The sequence below is a fragment of the Arthrospira sp. PCC 9901 genome, from assembly GCF_059013425.1.
Genome location: NZ_CP102296.1, coordinates 3,407,452 through 3,421,866, shown reverse-complemented (window position 1 = coordinate 3,421,866; position 14,415 = coordinate 3,407,452). Strand labels below are relative to the sequence as shown.

General features: G+C 42.4%; 16 protein-coding genes. 6 read left to right on the top strand and 10 right to left on the bottom strand.

The window, feature by feature from the left end:
* Positions 1 to 214: 214 nt before the first annotated feature.
* Positions 215 to 613: a hypothetical protein gene (locus tag NLZ44_RS14945; RefSeq protein WP_006623292.1), complete on the bottom strand. Its 399-nt coding sequence runs from the start codon at positions 611 to 613 to the stop codon at positions 215 to 217.
* 580 nt (positions 614 to 1,193) lie between these two features.
* Here NLZ44_RS14945 and NLZ44_RS14940 point away from each other — a divergent pair.
* A complete protein-coding gene (locus NLZ44_RS14940) occupies positions 1,194 to 2,264 on the top strand; it encodes an RNA-guided endonuclease InsQ/TnpB family protein (RefSeq protein WP_493750300.1) in 1,071 nt (356 codons plus the stop codon).
* Positions 2,265 to 2,321: 57 nt separating this feature from the next.
* Here the strand turns inward: NLZ44_RS14940 and NLZ44_RS14935 are convergent, their stop codons facing one another.
* Positions 2,322 to 3,866 (bottom strand): efflux RND transporter periplasmic adaptor subunit, encoded by a 1,545-nt coding sequence (locus NLZ44_RS14935; RefSeq protein WP_493750299.1) that lies wholly within the window; start codon positions 3,864 to 3,866, stop codon positions 2,322 to 2,324.
* Between the two features lie 23 nt (positions 3,867 to 3,889).
* Positions 3,890 to 4,057 carry a hypothetical protein gene (locus NLZ44_RS14930; RefSeq protein WP_493750298.1) on the bottom strand — a complete coding sequence of 56 codons (168 nt, stop codon included), beginning with the start codon at positions 4,055 to 4,057 and terminating at the stop codon, positions 3,890 to 3,892.
* A 174-nt stretch (positions 4,058 to 4,231) separates the two neighbouring features.
* Here NLZ44_RS14930 and NLZ44_RS14925 point away from each other — a divergent pair, with 174 nt between their 5' ends.
* The 3 genes from NLZ44_RS14925 (at position 4,232) to NLZ44_RS14915 (ending at position 7,447) form a co-directional block, all read left to right on the top strand.
* Positions 4,232 to 5,083, top strand: a complete 852-nt coding sequence (locus NLZ44_RS14925) for an Npun_R2479 family HD domain-containing metalloprotein (protein WP_317270780.1) — start codon at positions 4,232 to 4,234, stop codon at positions 5,081 to 5,083.
* A gap of 68 nt (positions 5,084 to 5,151) precedes the next feature.
* Positions 5,152 to 6,273, top strand: coding sequence for an AI-2E family transporter (locus NLZ44_RS14920; RefSeq protein ID WP_493750297.1), 1,122 nt, complete (start codon positions 5,152 to 5,154; stop codon positions 6,271 to 6,273).
* Between the two features lie 106 nt (positions 6,274 to 6,379).
* The gene (locus NLZ44_RS14915; protein ID WP_493750296.1) at positions 6,380 to 7,447 is read left to right on the top strand and encodes an ABC transporter permease; all 1,068 of its coding nucleotides are present in this window, start codon (positions 6,380 to 6,382) and stop codon (positions 7,445 to 7,447) included.
* A 17-nt stretch (positions 7,448 to 7,464) separates the two neighbouring features.
* On the opposite strand, the gene NLZ44_RS14910 is transcribed toward NLZ44_RS14915, so the two are convergent.
* The 5 genes from NLZ44_RS14910 to NLZ44_RS14890 form a co-directional block, all read right to left on the bottom strand.
* Positions 7,465 to 7,935 (bottom strand): DNA phosphorothioation-associated protein 4, encoded by a 471-nt coding sequence (locus NLZ44_RS14910; protein WP_493750295.1) that lies wholly within the window; start codon positions 7,933 to 7,935, stop codon positions 7,465 to 7,467.
* A 185-nt stretch (positions 7,936 to 8,120) separates the two neighbouring features.
* The gene (locus tag NLZ44_RS14905) at positions 8,121 to 9,641 is read right to left on the bottom strand and encodes a WG repeat-containing protein (protein WP_493750294.1); all 1,521 of its coding nucleotides are present in this window, start codon (positions 9,639 to 9,641) and stop codon (positions 8,121 to 8,123) included.
* 50 nt (positions 9,642 to 9,691) lie between these two features.
* Positions 9,692 to 10,012, bottom strand: coding sequence for a nucleoside triphosphate pyrophosphohydrolase (locus NLZ44_RS14900; protein ID WP_493750293.1), 321 nt, complete (start codon positions 10,010 to 10,012; stop codon positions 9,692 to 9,694).
* 39 nt (positions 10,013 to 10,051) lie between these two features.
* A complete protein-coding gene (locus NLZ44_RS14895) occupies positions 10,052 to 10,888 on the bottom strand; it encodes a hypothetical protein (RefSeq protein WP_493750292.1) in 837 nt (278 codons plus the stop codon).
* 19 nt (positions 10,889 to 10,907) lie between these two features.
* Positions 10,908 to 11,393, bottom strand: a complete 486-nt coding sequence (locus NLZ44_RS14890) for a tellurite resistance TerB family protein (protein ID WP_493753005.1) — start codon at positions 11,391 to 11,393, stop codon at positions 10,908 to 10,910.
* Between the two features lie 169 nt (positions 11,394 to 11,562).
* On the opposite strand from NLZ44_RS14890, the gene NLZ44_RS14885 reads away from it, so the two are divergent.
* Together NLZ44_RS14885 and NLZ44_RS14880 are read left to right on the top strand one after the other, a co-directional pair.
* Entirely contained in the window at positions 11,563 to 11,775 is a 213-nt protein-coding gene (locus NLZ44_RS14885; RefSeq protein ID WP_493750291.1) for a helix-turn-helix domain-containing protein, read from the top strand.
* Positions 11,768 to 12,316, top strand: a complete 549-nt coding sequence (locus NLZ44_RS14880; RefSeq protein WP_493750290.1) for a hypothetical protein — start codon at positions 11,768 to 11,770, stop codon at positions 12,314 to 12,316. Before NLZ44_RS14885 ends, NLZ44_RS14880 begins: the two co-directional genes overlap by 8 nt.
* On the opposite strand, the gene NLZ44_RS14875 is transcribed toward NLZ44_RS14880, so the two are convergent.
* Both NLZ44_RS14875 and NLZ44_RS14870 read right to left on the bottom strand, forming a co-directional pair.
* Positions 12,234 to 13,268 carry a DNA-methyltransferase gene (locus NLZ44_RS14875; protein WP_493750289.1) on the bottom strand — a complete coding sequence of 345 codons (1,035 nt, stop codon included), beginning with the start codon at positions 13,266 to 13,268 and terminating at the stop codon, positions 12,234 to 12,236. The two genes, NLZ44_RS14880 and NLZ44_RS14875, sit on opposite strands and share 83 nt — an antisense overlap.
* A gap of 174 nt (positions 13,269 to 13,442) precedes the next feature.
* Positions 13,443 to 14,369 carry an alpha/beta fold hydrolase gene (locus NLZ44_RS14870; protein WP_493750288.1) on the bottom strand — a complete coding sequence of 309 codons (927 nt, stop codon included), beginning with the start codon at positions 14,367 to 14,369 and terminating at the stop codon, positions 13,443 to 13,445.
* Positions 14,370 to 14,415: the final 46 nt, after the last annotated feature.

Sequence of the window (14,415 nt, the reverse complement as noted above, 5' to 3'; positions counted from 1 at the left end):
GCCAATGCCTAACTGTAATGGTTAGGATATGCCCACTAGTCACGGTGTGGATATAGAGACTGCGACAATTAGGAGTGTTTACGACGAAAGCGAGTTTAAACACTACGATGTTGTATTTAGCTCCAAAAGTTGAAATCACAAAAGCAGGGAGTCGTTACCCTGTTCCCGATGTCAAAAGGGGTATCCACATCAGGAGCCGTGTGATGTGAAAGTATCAAGCACGGTTTTGAATTGGAGTTGGGGAAGGCGACTTCCCTTTCGACCATAACCGTGCGAGACGTTTAGGAGTGAAATAGGGATGCAATGCCCGAAATAGCCTCCTAGTGGGACTTCCACCCCTTGGTGGAATATAAGGGACTCGTATCCTGACCATCCCATAACTGTTTATATGTCCCGACGCTTGGAGAAATCTGAGCAAGGCAGGGGACTCAAGGTCATAAACAAACTGAGAAATCAGGGAGTAGAGAGTAAAGGCGATAGCCACCCCCAATTTCAGGATACACGATTCTGGGATTGAAGCGGGGAACGGAAGGCGTGAGGTAGAACCTACTACCAAATGCGACCACTGCCAACCATCCATGACTAGGGAAACCGAATGTCTGGCTTGAACCATCGTAATGATTTAGCAGCGTAATAGGTTGCCACGCTGCGCTCAAAAGAGCAAGGGGAAAAGTAGGGTTTTGCATAAAACACCTACACAGACCTTTTTAAGTACCCCGGTGGAGAGGACAAGTCTAAAGATGGAATGCCCATATAAACGGAACGTTTAAACTCCTCATTGGTTCTCCTTATAAAAAAGTGAACAATATTACTCACAAGGAGTAGTGAAAAGTGTAAGCGTATACCATTGAGGGGAAAGGACGTGACTGAAAGCCAATGCCTAATTGTAATGATTAGGATATGCCCACTAGTCACGGTGTAGATATAGAGACTGCGACAAGTAGGAGTAATATGACGAGAGCGAGTTTAAAGACTACGAGTTGTATGCCAAGCTCCCAAAGTTGGAATCATAAAGCGGGGGTTCGTAACCCTGTTCCTAGTGACAAAAAGGGTATCTACATTAGGAGCCGTATGAGGTGAAAGTCTCAAGTACGGTTTTGAAGTGGAGTTGGGGAAGGTGACTTCCCTTTCGATCATAACCAATCAAAGCTTTCCGGACAAAACTAAAACTCAATGACCGTCATCGCACCTTCATGGCCAAACACGCGGGGTATGCTCGATTTGTGTTCAATTGGGGATTACACTTATGGATGTCAGCTTATGAAGAGGGACTCAAGCCTAACGTCAACTCCATCAAAAAGGTTTTTACTCATTATGTGAAACCTCAATATCCTTGGATGTCCGAATTGTCTTCTAGAGTTTATCAATATGCCTTCATTAATCTAGGGGATGCCTTTAAGCGCTTCTTCAAAGGAATAAGCAGTTATCCTAAATTTAAGAAGAAAGGCCACCATGATAGTTTTACGCTTGACAATTCCGGAAAGCCATTCAATCTGTCAGGAACTCGCCATAAGCTGCCTTTTGTGGGCTGGGTTTCTACATTTGAGGCTCTACCCGAAAGTTGGGTTAAGAAAGTCACCCTAACACGCCAAGCAGGGGACTGGTATATTAGCTTTTTCGTAGAAATCACGCCAGAAATTACACCGAAATTCCGAGAGAGAATCGGGGTAGACCTAGGAATTAACAATTTGGCGACTTGCTCCGATGGGACCCAATTCTCTAATCCCAAGGCTTATAAAGCAGCCACCAAAAAATTAGCTCGATTACAACGCCATTTAAGTCGCAAAGTCAAAGGCTCAAAAAATCGGGCCAAATGTCTCTTAAAAGTTCAAAAGCTACATCAAAGAGTAGCAAACATTCGGCGGGACACCATTCATAAAATCACTACTTTTTTGGCTAAAAACCACAGCCAAGTAGTCATTGAAGATTTGAATGTGTCAGGTATGCTGAAAAATCATTGTTTGGCGGGTTCGATCGCGGACGCCTCATTTTATGAGTTCCGTCGGCAACTCGGTTACAAGGCAGAACGTTATGGTTCAAAGTTGATTATTGCCGATAGATTTTATCCATCCAGTCAACTGTGTTCTAATTGCGGTTATCGTCAAAAAATGCCCTTAGTCCGTCGGACTTTTGAATGTCAGAACTGTGGCCTGAAGATTGATAGAGATTTGAACGCCAGTATAAATTTAGAAAAATCGCCTGGTTCCGACGATTACACTTGTGGACGGGGTGCTGCCGACAGTCCCGGACGAAGCCAGAAATAAACATCAAGATCCGGCTATGTCCGGTTTTGTTTAAGTTTTATAGAGCAGTTTCATGATTCACCGCGACACCACATTAACTTTATCGCCATCTTTAAGATAACTTGCCCCAGCGATCGCAATGCGATCGCCTACATTTAAACCCTGTATAATTTCTATACTCGCCTCCGATAAATCGCCTGTTAAACGGCCTTGAAGTCTTCCCACTTCCACAGTTCGCGCTTCCACCGTATCATCAGGTAAGAGACGATAAACAATAGAACTACCGTCAGCCTGGGGAACGATAGCCCTAGCGGGAACCTTCATTCCTTGTACAGTAGTAGTAGTTATCGCCGCCCGCAGAAACATTCCCGGACGCAAGAAAGAATCACGAATAGCCCCCAAGGGAGGCAGGTCAATTTTCACAGTAGCTTGTCGGCTTTGAGGATCAATCAGAGGCGCAATTTCTCGCACCACCCCTCGCACCAGCAAATTTTGATCAGCATCAGAAGTCACAGTAACAGCAGCACCAATTCTCACCTGTGATAACTGAGTTTCTGGAACCTTAGCGTGTAGTTCTAACTGATTTTCCGCAATAATCGAAAACAGTTGTTGATTACCAGTAACATCCCCCACTCGCGCTGTCCGTTGGGCGACAATGCCACTCATAGGCGCACGGACTACAGTTTGTTCCCGTTGAGTTTCCAACTGGCGAACCCGCGCCTGGGCGCTACGCACCTCAGCCTCTGCACTACGGATATTAGACTCGGCGCTTTCCACGTTAGCCTCTGCACTGCCTATATTAGCCCTAGCGCTGCTAATGGTAGCCCTAGCGCTAGAAATATTAGCCTCTGCGACTCTCACCCCTTCTTCGGCCGTTTTTGCCGTGGTAATGCGGGTTTCTAGTTCCTGGCGACTCACCACCCCTTGGCTGCTTAAATCTTCATAGCGTTCTACTTCTCGGCGGGCTTGATCTAAATTAGCCTTGGCTTCCGCTAACCTAGCTTGATTTTGAGTCAGTAATGACTCAGCCTCCAATAGACTCGCTTGCGCTTGCGCGAGACCTGCTTGGGCTTGTCCGAGGTTAGCTTCCCGCTGACGGACGAGGGAATTGGCGGACTCTACCTGGGCGTTGGCTTGGTCAATTTGCGATCGCAAAACCGAATCATCCAACACCGCCATCACCTGTCCCTCTGTTACCATTTCCCCCTGATTTACTAAAACCTGTTGAATTTGCACTCCGCTGGCTTGGGGTAAAACTGGGAGTAGGTCGTAGGCTTCTACAGTCCCCGTTACATCAAGGGTGCGCGCCACAGTCGTCATTTCCACTGGCGCTACTGTCACCGTTTGGGTGGCGCTGGGACTAACTGCTGGCGCTACTTCTACCCCTGGGCTTTCCTCCGTTACGGGTTCGGAACTGTTGTTAGAGGAAAAGTGTAGAACTCCCAGAGTCGCCACAATTCCTATGGCTACCCCTATCACCATATTCCGCCAACCGCCCCCCTGGGGAGGTACAGCTTCCTCGGGTTCTTCCTCTAGGTCTTCAAATTTAACGCGATCGCCATTTAGTGACAATTCAGGGTATTGATCGTCATCAATATCTGGTAATGTATCTTTATGAACCACGAGTAATCCTCCCCCGGCACTCCTTAAATATATTGTAAAGAAAAGTTGCGTAAATTTGTCTTAAAATTCACAATTTCCAGGAGTCCCTGGGAACTGAGGGGAAAAATATCTGAGGGAGACCGTCGCCAAAGCCTGATTTTACAGGGATTTGGCTCCTTGACAGTCTGTGGCGCGATCGCTCCTCTAGTCACATCTATTTACATAGATTAACTCAGCTTTACAAATTCTGATTTTTCTCCGCTACCAGTCTGGGGGCGATCGCTTTTGATAATTCTGTTTCGTAGATTAGGATATAGGCTGAGTGCTATAGTACATACCTCGTCAGTAGTTTATCTATAATCAAAACATAGCCAGGACGGGCCTATATGGTTTTTAATGCCACGGAATTTCTAATTGATGCCTTTGTTGAACTAATTCGGGAAGGTTACCGCCGCACCCACGGAGGTTATAAATCCAACTATGAGGAGATTATTGGCTGGGCTGGAAACATGGCCCTAGAAAACATTGCCAATAGTGATGCGCTTTATCATGATGTCGAACATACAATTATGGTCACATTAGTGGGACAGGAAATCCTGCGGGGAAAACATATCCGCGAGGGTGGCGTGTCCTGTGAAGACTGGCTACACTATATCATCTCCCTAGTGTGTCACGATATTGGTTATGTCAAAGGGGTTTGTCGTCGCGATCGAGAAAATACCTTTGCTACCGGACGCGGAACCATGGTAGAACTACCAGACGGATGTACTGATGCTAGTCTCACCCCTTTCCATGTCGATCGCGCTAAATTATTTATTGAAGAACGCTTTGGCGGCCATAAACTGATTGATGCTGAAGTCATTAAGCATAATATCGAACTGACCCGGTTTCCAGTCCCCAAAGAATCCGATCATCAGAATACCATGAACTATCCCGGTTTGGTTCGGGCGGCTGATCTCATTGGTCAACTCTCAGATCCTCGTTACCTGAAAAAAATCAGTGCTTTATTTTACGAATTTGAGGAAACTGGCTTTAATCAAAGAGTTGGCTACAAAAGCCCAGAAGACCTACGCAAGAACTATCCTAAATTCTACTGGAATGGTGTTTATCCTTATGTCAAAGATGCCTTAAATTACTTGTCTCTTACCCAACAAGGTAAACAAATTGTTGCCAACCTTTACTCTAATGTGTTTATGGTTGAACATGATCAGGTGTCTCAGGCTACAGTAGAAGTCTAATTACTGGGGTTTACCATCGAATTTGCCTCCGTACAATCTGAAAGTATACAGTTAAAAATCAAGCCCTAATGAATTCCATATTTTCACCTATACAGCAGTTCTTAATCTCTTGGATATTAATTCTGATTGCTGGAGGTCTTACCCTACAAACTATGAATTATGTGGGGGAGTTGGTTACTATTTTAATAGTCGCTGCATTAGTTGCATTTATTCTCAATGCACCTGTGGCTAAGTTAAAACGATTTATCCCTAGGGGAGTCGCGGCGGCACTGGTTTATTTGGTGGCGGCGACCGTCGTTGTAATTGTGGGTTTAACCGTGCTTCCTCCTGTGTTAAATCAGACTAGACAATTTATTACCAAATTACCAGAATTGGCTGAGTCTGCACAGCAGCAGTTAGCCCTATTTCAAGCCTGGAGTTATGAACATAATTTACCCTTTGATGTGGGCATTTTACAGCAACAACTCCTCAATAAAATACAAGGACAAGCACAGGCGATCGCCAGTAAAAGTCTGGGGTTGGTTTTGGGAACTTTTAACTGGTTAATTGACCTAATTTTAATTGTAGTTCTCTCCTTTTATATGCTGCTTGATGGCGATAAATTATGGTCTACTTTAACCATAATTATCTCCCCCAAAATCCGGGTAGTCTTAACCGAATCATTGCAGAGAAATCTCCAAAAGTTTTTATCTGGACAGTTAATCTTAGGACTATTTATAGCCTTAACTTTGGCTCCAATGTTCTTTTTTTTAGGGGTTCCATATTTCCTATTATTTGCCGTGTTTATTGGTTTCATGGAGATTATCCCCTTTATTGGAGCGACTTTAGGAATTGGCACCGTCGCTATTATTGTCGCCTTTCTGGACTGGTGGTTAGCCGTGCAATTGTTAATAATTGCCGTAGCTGTTCAACAGGTAAAAGATAATATAATTGCTCCGAGAATTATGGGAAATCTTACCGGATTAAGTCCGGTAGTGATTTTATCAGCCCTCTTATTAGCAGGAAAAGTTAGTGGTTTATTAGGAGTAATTTTAGCCATTCCTATGACCGGGGTAATTAAGAGTATTATTGAAATTATCCTTAACCCTGAGTTACCACCTCAAACAGGTTCCTTTTTTACTAATCTTCCCCAAGATATCGACAACTCTCCTAACTTACAGATTTCCGAAATTACAAATGATGGGAATTGATACAGAGATTTGTGGGATTGACCTGTCATGTCATTAACCCCGGAAACTGGTAATCTATTATGCTAATCTATGATGTTATAGATAGGAAAGTGAGGTTAACAAGTTTATGAAATGGTGGCAAAGACTACAAAAAAATCCCTTGGCAAAATTGGGCGCGGGAATACTGATTCTGTTTTATATTATGGCGATCGCTGCTGATTTTGTTGCTCCCTATAATCCCTATAATTCCCAATTAGACGGATCCCTATTACCCCCCACCCCAATTCATTGGGTCAACCCTCAAGGAGAATTTATCGGACCCCATGTCTATCCCACAACTCAAGGACCCGTTGATATTGAAACAGGTCAAAGACAAACTATAGTAGACTGGGAACAACCTTCTCCCCTGCGGTTATTCGTTAAAGGAGATCCCTATAAAATTTTAGGTTTCATTCCCTTTGACCTTCATCTTTTTGGCGCAGTGGGTCCAGCCTATATTAACCTCATAGGAACCGATGAACAAGCCCGCGATCAGTTTAGTCGCTTAGTTTTTGGTAGTCGTATTAGCCTCAGTATCGGTTTAGTCGGAATTGCTATTGCTTTCCCCTTGGGTATGTTGGTTGGGGGAATTTCTGGCTATTTTGGTGGCTGGATTGATACTATATCCATGCGATTAGTGGAAGTTTTAATGACCATTCCCGGACTTTATTTATTAGTAGCTTTAGCAGCAGTCCTTCCTCCCCAACTTTCCAGCGCCCAAAGGTTTTTACTAATTGTAATTATCATTTCATTTATTAGTTGGGCGGGACTAGCTAGAGTCATTCGGGGACAGGTTCTCTCTATTAAAGAACGCGAATTTATCCAAGCGGCTAGGGTAATGGGGGCTCAACCAATTTATACTATTATCCGTCATGTACTCCCCCAAACAGCTACCTATGTGATTATTTCGGCTACCCTGACCATCCCCAGTTTTATTATTTCTGAGTCCGTGCTTAGTTTAATTGGCTTGGGTATTCAACAGCCAGATCCTTCCTGGGGGAATTTACTTTCTTCTGCTACTAATGCTTCCATTTTGGTGCTACAACCTTGGCTAATTTGGCCGCCAGCATTGTTGATTATTTTAACCGTTTTAGCATTTAATTTACTGGGAGATGGTCTCCGAGATGCCCTCGATCCTAGAAGCATACAACGGTAAGAGTGACCGCCGCTGAATTAGCCTAAAAATTGACTCAGATCAAATTCTGATTCCGGTTTTTTGAAGCGATCGCGTTCCGACATCAGCAATAATAACAGGCGATCACTATAATCTACCGCCCCCCTAAATTCTTCTCGTAAAATCTCCAGCCCACCATTCGCAAATTCTTCAAAAATTTTCACTCTTTCTACTTCCAATTCTGGGTCAAAAGGTGAGATGATTTTGCTGTCCTTAGTATGGGCGATCGCCATCAGTTTAATTACCCAATCATAACCCCTCGAAATGAATATCTCTAGGGAAATAGGCGCGGGATCTCTCTGAGAAACAGCCTCAATCGGTACTCGCTTTTGGTGGCGCATACCTACAGAGGCGGCGAATACTATTACATCTGCATAGGTCTGAAACGGGCCGCTTTTGTTTTCGGATTCGGTTAAATCTCGCACTAGGTCTGCTTTATCTTTAGCGACTCTAACCCTGTTAATAGCCATTGTTTAATCGAATGTGAATTAATTTTAACTATAGTTTAAGCTAAAACTAGCACCAATCAACATCATTTCTTGACCCTGGCTACACACTACTGTATTTTCCCTTCTCGCTAACTCACCCTCCCCTCACCATTATCGAAGCTATGACCACTGAAAACTCTTTTAATCTCATCATAATCAGATGATATTCAAGGTTTAGCAATATATCCATATTTACCCCCGCGAACAATTCTAAAAAATTCTGGAGGCATTCCTTGGCTTGCTTCCCCCCAGCTTCCTCCATCATAGTGACCGTTTAACTGTACTACAGCCAACCCCTCCGAAAAAGGTTCAGCCCCATAAAATTGAGGTTGAATAATTTTTTTTCCCGTAGTATCTACATAACCATAACGCAGAGGTTGAATCAAATTACCAACCTTCCCTTCTCCAGTTCCCCAGGGGGCTAATCCCTCAGAAAATTGTAAAGATCCTAACCAATTTGGTACAATTAACGTGAGATTTCCACTGGTATCAACCAGATAATATTTTTCACCTTTAACAACTTTAGCAACTCCATCAATAAAATTTTCAGCCCGCCCAAATTCTGGCTGTATTACCCAATCACCATCCACATTAATATATCCCCATTGATGATTGAATTTAACTGGGGCTAGACCCTCGGAAAATTCCCCAGCTTCTGAAAATTTAGGTTCAATAATCGAGTTACCTTCCCGGTCAATATATCCCCATTCAGATCCGATCTTAGCTTTTGCCCGTCCTTGGGAAAAGCTACCCCCACCATCAAATTTAGGTAGAATTTGCCAATCGCCTGATTGATTAATATATCCCCATTTTGTCTGATCATAAAGTTTAGCCAATGCCAAACCTTCCGCAAAATCATAGACCGGATTAAAACTAAATTTGGCAGGAATTGCTAGTCTACCCTCCCGGTCAATATATCCACTTTTATCATCTATTTTCACACTAGCCATTCCCTCGGAAAATGCCCCCACAGACATCATCTCACTTGCCAAAGTTATCACTATATTTCCTTCCGTATCAATGAAGCAATTTTGACCATTAATGATGACATTAGCTAATCCTTCTGAAAATTTTGCCGCATAGTCAAATTTAGGGGGAATTGCGAATAAATTACTATAGGCGATATATTCCCAAGACACCACATCTTTCGGACGCAAGGCTTGGCATAAAAAAGCCGCTATTTCACCCCTAGTAGCATTTTGATTAGGCTTGAGTTGTCGAACTTCTGGATAATTAACCACTAAATTTTCAATCGCCCCGGCGGCAATTCTTTCCCTAGCATAATTGGGGATTTCCGCCGCATCATCAAAATATTGTGTGAGAATTTCTGCCGGGTTTTCAGGGATTCTATGGTGTAAATGTGCCGCTAAAACAATTAAGGCTTGCACCCTAGGAATAGGTTGTTGTGGGCGAAATGTACCGTCAGGATAGCCGGCAAAAAAACCTCGGCGAGTCGCTTGTTCAATATTCGATTTTGCCCAATAGTTATCGGCAACATCTTTATAGGCGATCGCCTCCTGAATTATCGGTGCATCATCAAACATCCTACACATTAACGTAGCAAACTCAGCCCTAGTTACAGGTGCATTGGGGCGAAATGTACCATCTGGATACCCTAAAATAATGTTTCTATTAACTAATAAGTTAATGGCTTGAATCGCCCAGTTATTTTCTATGTCTGATAGCATTTATATATCTCAAATTATGGTGTGATAATAGCTGACTAATTATCCGAAATTTATTCAGTCCATAATAACATTATTTTCTGTTCAAAACCACCTCGTTGGGCTCGTTTTTCATCAACTTTTAATTGTATCTGCTCATCGGATATGTTATAACTTTTCCTCAACGATTCAACCACCTCTAAAATATCTGCTAATTCCTCCAATAGACTAGCATCATCGCTTTCTTGAACTTCCTCGGCTTCTTCCCTTAACTTATTTCGTAAAGCTATGCGATATTCCGCCTCAGATAAAACCTTGATTTCCGGCTTACCTCCAGATTGTCGGATCATTTCAGGAATGCGATCGCGCACCAGTTTATAATATTCTTTACGCATTAAATTATCCCCTCACTCCACCAAATTATGCTGATTATATTACCGATAATTTCTCGCTTCCGACAAAGCGATTTCCTGATTTCGACGATACAAAGCCACCCGATTTTGAGCCGTAGCATAGCGAGGATAGCTAGGAGATACAGCCTCCATTAAATCAGCCGCCGCCCGCCATTTGTCCGCAATTTCTAACCATTCCCTCTCAGTCATTGCATCTTTCCCTAAAGCCGCAGCATTTTCAGCCAATTGGACAGCCTGTTTAAACAACTCTTCATCCGATAATACATCATCAGAAATTGTCGGATTGGGAGTAGGTGTCACCGATGTAGAATCCGAGTTAAACCATTGAGGAACCGCTAAAGTTAGCCATTGATAAACAGCAAATCCCCCCACAATTAATAATACAATTATGCTGATTATAGCAATTAATATACCCCGGTTTACTTGTTGCTTTTCCACCAATTCCTGAGATGGATAACTATCAATTAGTCCCCCACTAGGATGACCCGGTAATCCCGCCCATATATGTGGTTTTTTTAGGGTGATATTTTCTGACCAAAGCAGTTCACTATCTGGACTCTCCAGAATATCCTCTAACCACAGTAATTGATGTTGATTAAAGACACGACTATGGATGCTAACTCGGCGAATCTTCCGGGGAGCAATTGTCTCTAAAACTTCCTTAATCTCACGGACTAAATATGATTTATCCAGATATTCTGCTTGCTTTCCTTCACAAAGTAATTGCAGAATACCCCCCACAAAAACAGCCCTAATTATTACCTGACTTTCCGCCAGATAATAATTAAGTACCTCAACTATGGCGACCACACTACCTTGGTGAGCCTGTTTGATCAAATCATTAATTGCATCCATCATTTAGCAGCCGAAACTATAGCTATTGACTGACTTCCCGAAAAAATTGCCCTAATTGACGACTCATTGACTTTACCAGTCCTTCGGATTTTTGAAGTTGAGCGTCAACTGTTGCTTCTAATTCCTTAACCCGGGCTTCGGGAAGATTAAGCAATTCTAGCAATTTTTGATAGGCGCGTGCCTCTTCATCATTAATCATTGGCTCCTCTGGAACCCTAGCACTAGAGCTAATCACCTGATAACCCAAAGCCAAAACCAATTCCCGTTCCTCTGGAGTTTGCAGTTTGGGAATCAACTCGTCAAGGGGAATATTCTGCATCAGATAATCTTGTAATTCCTGAGCGATCTGTTCCTGTTGAGGTCCGGTTGCAAATAGACTGCTAAACTCCCGCAGCATCACATCAACTTCTTCTTTAGCCAGTTGTCCATCAGACCAAGCCATAGAAGCGACAACCCGCAAGAGGTTCATCTGACGGGGGGTAATAGACGGGGGTGGGGGTGGTTGCATAGACATAAAGCGATTTTACAGCGCATCATCCCCCATCATCGCACATAGCGCCCCAAGAAAAGTCACAGCATAATAATTAACATCATTAACTATTAGCTTGCTACTTATAGTCTGTTGACAACTATAGTATGTCTACTTATAGTCATCATAGTTTAACATCCCCTGATTTATGGAAATTGTAAAGCTATTTGGTAATAACGTCAGATACTTTCGGAAACTTAGACAAATTTCACAGGATCGACTAGCCGAACTTTGTGGCTTACATCGTACATATATAGGGTCTGTTGAGCGAGGCGAAAGAAACATAACTTTAGTGAACGCGCAAAAAATAGCTAATGCTCTTTCAGTAAGTTTGTGTGATCTGGTTACAGACAATGAATGAACAATCTTTAGATAAGATTTTAGAACAATATCAAAATTATTTTATTGATAAGGTTTATTCAGAAGAAAATGATCAACATGATCCATTAATGGACGTCTTCAGCTTATCTCCTCAATTAAAGAGAGAAAATCGGCAGTATTGGGGACGAGAACTAGGAATGTGTTGGCAGTTATTAGTTATGGAAGTATGTCGCACTTATTCTCCTAATTTTCAACCCCCATTAAAACTAGGTAATGATCAGCCCTGTGATTTAATAGTCGGCTCTTTTGCGATCGACACTAAATATAGGATTGGCTCTGGTGATTCAGGAACTCTAAAAAAATTAAAATCTTATGGTCTACTATTACGAGAAAATAGCTATGATCCGATTTTATTAATACTTAGAAATGATAACCTACCGGCTGCTATTAACGCTTGTAAAACTGGAAGCTGGCAGGTTTACACTGGTGATGAATCCTTCAAGTTTTTGCATGATTTAAGTGGCTTTGACCTGAAATATTTTCTGACTGATAGAGCGGGAGCTTACCCTGTAAACCGCTAAAATTATCAAGTCGCTTTTTAATGATTTCAACATAATCAGGGACTATTTCAATGCCAATGTAGTTAATCTTAAATTCTTGGGCTGCCACCAAAGTAGTTCCTGAACCCGCAAAAGGATCTAATAAAATAGAACTTTCTGTTCTCGGTACAAAAATTTCTACTAACCTCCTCATTAAAGCTAGAGGTTTGACTGTACAATGTATATTAAAATTATCACTTTTTTCTCTGGGAATATTTTCGATTATGTTTGACTGAAATCCTCCGCAATTGTCTGGGGTGTAAAAAAGACCTGTTTCATATTCCATTAAGGTCTCTAAATAGTTATTAACTAGAGGTTTTTGTAAAACACAAACAGCTTCCCATTCATTTCTCAGACAACTATGCCACCCATCCCATAATTCAGGATTTTGGTGTCCTTTCTTCTGTAGCTGTTTTTTGATATTGACCCCTTTGGGGATACCACTAGATCTTCTATAAACAACTATATCTCTTGCATAAAAACCAGCCGATTCAAGAGCAACTTGTACATGAGCCACTGTGCGTGTACTGTTAAAAACAAGCACTGTAGCACCAGGCTTACAGATCCGAAACAGTTCTAGACCCCACTCACCACACCATTTTTGATAGTCTAAAATGTTTTGACGGTTTCGCTGATACCATCTTTGATTCCTAACACCGCCAGCTAAACCACTGCCATAAGGTATATTTTTGACTAATGTTTTGCTATCTTGGGCGTTAACTTTATCTATGCGCCTTTGTATTTCTGTATTATCCCATTTATGTCCTATTAACTCGTAGTTATAGGGGGGATCTGTAATGCAGGCAGATATATAGTTGCTTGGTATATTAACCATAACTTCGCGACAATCTCCAAGCATTATTTGATTAATTGGAAATCCTCTCACAGGTAAGTAATACTCCTGACGAATCACCTTGCTTAATGATTTGAGCATTAATTGGCTTTAATGTCAACCATTTCTCACATCAAATTCTCATAATTATATAAGTATTGACAGGGTTTTTATGATTAATTAATAGCTACTGATAACCTATAGTATTGAGGTGCGTCAGTTCAGTGGTATCTGTCTTCAATTATTATTAATTGGTCTGACGCACCCTACAATATATTAAGTCATGTAATTACCTAAAACCCAATTTTGAATTAGGTTGTTGACCTGTTCGGGTATTTCATCATGGGGACAGTGACCAGCATTTAAAAAATATTCCGTCAGTTGGGGGTAATATTCACGAAAGCGATCGCTTCTCGCGCGACAGTTCATCCAAGGATCTCCTTCTCCCCATAACATCAACAGTGGACAGCGAAGACGCGATAATAAAACATCTACCGGATCTCCCTGACGACTCTTAAACACCGATGCAAATACCTTAGCCGCGCCGGGAGTGCAAGAAGGTCGATATATTTCCTCCACCAGGCGATCGGTAACAGCACTTTGATCCAAATAAACTTTTCGCAGAGTTTTCCGAATTACCGAACGTCGCCTAGTCCACTGGAAAACCAAAAAAGTCGTCCAGTCCTGAATTAGCAGCGATCGCATCATTTTCGAGGTCTTTTGTTTCCAGGTAGGCGGTTCTATCTTAGTCTGAGTATCCGAAAACGGACCCGCACTATTCAATAAAATCAACCCCGCCACTTCATCAGGATAATCCGCCGCCACACAAAGACTAGCATAACCCCCCAAGGAATTACCCGCCAAAACCGTTGGTCGTCCGATCACCTCCGTCATAAAATCATGAAGCTGATCGCGCCACAACTGTCCAGTATATTCCCAGTTAGGTTTAGCCGATCGCCCAAACCCTAGCAAATCAATAGCCCACACATCAAACTCAGAACTTAATCCCTCAATATTCTTACGCCAGTGGTCTGTCGATGCGCCGAACCCATGCACCAACAATAAAGAGGGGCGTTGGTCAACCTTTGTCGTTGCCACATCCTCACCCGCTGAACCCCCTCTGACATAATAAATCAATTGATCGCGCCACTTCCAATAAGTCCCCTCATAGGAGTTCGAGTCAGTTACTAAAGTAGTTTGCATTTTACTTAAATTCGTTGATATTATTGGATGTTATACAGCAAAGATT

What these genes read in the sequence shown, in the direction of transcription:
- NLZ44_RS14945 (WP_006623292.1), bottom strand. Translation starts at nt 613, where the DNA reads ATGGTTCAAGCCAGACATTCGGTTTCCCTAGTCATGGATGGTTGGCAG.
- NLZ44_RS14940 (WP_493750300.1), top strand. Translation starts at nt 1,194, where the DNA reads ATGGCCAAACACGCGGGGTATGCTCGATTTGTGTTCAATTGGGGATTA.
- NLZ44_RS14925 (WP_317270780.1), top strand. Translation starts at nt 4,232, where the DNA reads ATGGTTTTTAATGCCACGGAATTTCTAATTGATGCCTTTGTTGAACTA.
- NLZ44_RS14920 (WP_493750297.1), top strand. Translation starts at nt 5,152, where the DNA reads ATGAATTCCATATTTTCACCTATACAGCAGTTCTTAATCTCTTGGATA.
- NLZ44_RS14915 (WP_493750296.1), top strand. Translation starts at nt 6,380, where the DNA reads ATGAAATGGTGGCAAAGACTACAAAAAAATCCCTTGGCAAAATTGGGC.
- NLZ44_RS14910 (WP_493750295.1), bottom strand. Translation starts at nt 7,935, where the DNA reads ATGGCTATTAACAGGGTTAGAGTCGCTAAAGATAAAGCAGACCTAGTG.
- NLZ44_RS14905 (WP_493750294.1), bottom strand. Translation starts at nt 9,641, where the DNA reads ATGCTATCAGACATAGAAAATAACTGGGCGATTCAAGCCATTAACTTA.
- NLZ44_RS14900 (WP_493750293.1), bottom strand. Translation starts at nt 10,012, where the DNA reads ATGCGTAAAGAATATTATAAACTGGTGCGCGATCGCATTCCTGAAATG.
- NLZ44_RS14895 (WP_493750292.1), bottom strand. Translation starts at nt 10,888, where the DNA reads ATGATGGATGCAATTAATGATTTGATCAAACAGGCTCACCAAGGTAGT.
- NLZ44_RS14890 (WP_493753005.1), bottom strand. Translation starts at nt 11,393, where the DNA reads ATGCAACCACCCCCACCCCCGTCTATTACCCCCCGTCAGATGAACCTC.
- NLZ44_RS14885 (WP_493750291.1), top strand. Translation starts at nt 11,563, where the DNA reads ATGGAAATTGTAAAGCTATTTGGTAATAACGTCAGATACTTTCGGAAA.
- NLZ44_RS14880 (WP_493750290.1), top strand. Translation starts at nt 11,768, where the DNA reads ATGAATGAACAATCTTTAGATAAGATTTTAGAACAATATCAAAATTAT.
- NLZ44_RS14875 (WP_493750289.1), bottom strand. Translation starts at nt 13,268, where the DNA reads ATGCTCAAATCATTAAGCAAGGTGATTCGTCAGGAGTATTACTTACCT.
- NLZ44_RS14870 (WP_493750288.1), bottom strand. Translation starts at nt 14,369, where the DNA reads ATGCAAACTACTTTAGTAACTGACTCGAACTCCTATGAGGGGACTTAT.